This window comes from Shewanella sp. MM_2022_3, from assembly GCF_022557375.1.
GTDB lineage: Bacteria > Pseudomonadota > Gammaproteobacteria > Enterobacterales > Shewanellaceae > Shewanella > Shewanella xiamenensis.
The window spans coordinates 1-1,956 of sequence record NZ_JAKZGV010000103.1; the positions used below are offsets into that span (position 1 = coordinate 1).

The 1,956-nt window shown below is 40.0% G+C and carries 2 protein-coding genes; both read right to left on the reverse strand.

Annotated elements, in window-relative coordinates; translation table 11 throughout:
* Positions 1–65: 65 nt before the first annotated feature.
* Positions 66–440: a cytochrome c3 family protein gene (locus MMG82_RS21250; protein ID WP_052183958.1), complete on the reverse strand. Its 375-nt coding sequence runs from the start codon at positions 438–440 to the stop codon at positions 66–68.
* Positions 441–449: 9 nt separating this feature from the next.
* A partial coding sequence (locus MMG82_RS21255) for a flavocytochrome c (RefSeq protein ID WP_347155268.1) occupies positions 450–1,956 on the reverse strand: 1,507 nt, incomplete at its 5' end.

Here is a 1,956-nt window from a genome sequence, read left to right on the forward strand (position 1 = left end):
ATACCTAGTTATTTTTCGAATCAAGCTTAATTAAGAATCAACAAATAGAGTCTATTAAATTGGAATTACTTTAAATTTGGAAACTCCACTATATGGCAATCACTACATATAGCATGTGATGGTTTATGCTCTGAATGACAAGCTGTACACTCCAATGTATTCCGATAGTGAGCAGAGTCATGGGGTAATTTATCGTATTTATTTTCTTTCGTTGGAATTTCGTCCATTGTACCATGGCATCGAATACAAAAACTTGAATCTGGTCTTTCATTCGGGATACCGCTACCGTGACATGTTTTACAACTGCCACCTTTTCCCATCAACTTAAAATGATGTTCTTTAATGGGGACTCCACTTAAAGTATTCTCCGTTGTGTAGGCTGATAAAGATGTCATTAATAAAGCACTAACCAAACCTAATTTATGTATATATTTCATCATTATCACCTATTACACTTTTCTAATCGCAGCTTGATTTCCTGCAATTTGTCCAAACACGAGACCATCAATAGAAGAGCAACCGCCTAATCGGTCCATTCCATGTGTACCACCAGTAACTTCACCAGCAGCAAATAAGCCTGAAATTGGTTCACAAGTGTTAGAATCAATAACTTCTGCATTAGGTGTAATAGCAACGCCCCCCATGCAATAATGTAACTTGGGTGACAATCGGATTGAATAAAATGGAGGTTTTAAAATTGTTTTCTCATCTAAAGGTTTATTAAACGGATCTTTTGCTTTACCTTGAACAATCTCATTCCATTCATTTACTGAATTTTTTAATGCATCAATATCAACATCATAACGTTTAGCTAATTCATCAAGCGTTTCTGACTTTTTAATTGCACCATCACGGTAAGCCGCTTTAAAACCTTCAGCATGATTTGCCGTTGCTTCACCACAAAATACAAATGGCATATTAGGTTTTTCTTTCGTACCTGAGGCCAATACTGCCAACTGCGCATCCGCACGAGTTCGACGGTCTGCTAATTCATTCATGAATCTCGCGCCAGTTTTAGGGTCAATTGCGATCCCTTCTGCAAAAGCATAATCCGCAAAGAAACTCGCAGGGCCTGCGCCCTTCTCATCTGGTGTAGCCCAAGGACCTAACTGGTACATGTCTAACATTACCGGCAGGGCTCGAATAGACAATAATGACTTAATCATGGTTGCTGAAGCGCCAGGCTGAGCAGTGCTTTCAAGTTCCTGATATGCAGGCATTGTTGTTTTAATAAACTGGTGATCTTGTCCCCATCCACCAGAAGCAACAATTACCCCTTTTTTAGCCTTATAAGCGAATTGACCTCTATTGGAACCACTCTTAAAATCGTATTTTTCACTGACGACAATACCTGTCACACCACTGTCGCCACGAATGACTTCTTCAACATTCGTTCTATTTTGAAATATGATCCCAGCCTTACGAAGGTAGTTATGCATAGGAACGACAATGCCACCACCGGATGCACTTTCGGGTAAATGTGCACGTGGAGCACTATGCCCACCGAGACGAATTACCTTGTCTTGAAACTTTACGCCACATTCCATCAGCATATCGTAGGCTTTGTGCGCTTCTGTAGCTAAAGTGCGACATAGTTCAGGATGATTAAAACCACGCCCAGCTTTAAGCATATCTTTGATCATTAATTCTGCGGAGTCTTTAATTCCTAATTTTTTCTGCATCGGTGTTAATGGCATACACATCAAGCCACCACATATAGCTGAGTTACCACCAAATGCCTCCATTTTTTCTAGCACTATGATATTTTTTATTCCTGCTTTATGAGCTGAATAAGCAGCCGACAGGCCAGCAAAACCACTGCCGATAATGATAATATCAAATTCTTTATCCCAAGCTCTTCCATAATTATCGTTCGATGCTTTAATTGGAAATGCCATAGCGGCGGTGACGCCTGTTGCTAACTTAAGGAAATCTCTTCTTCCGGCCATAATACCC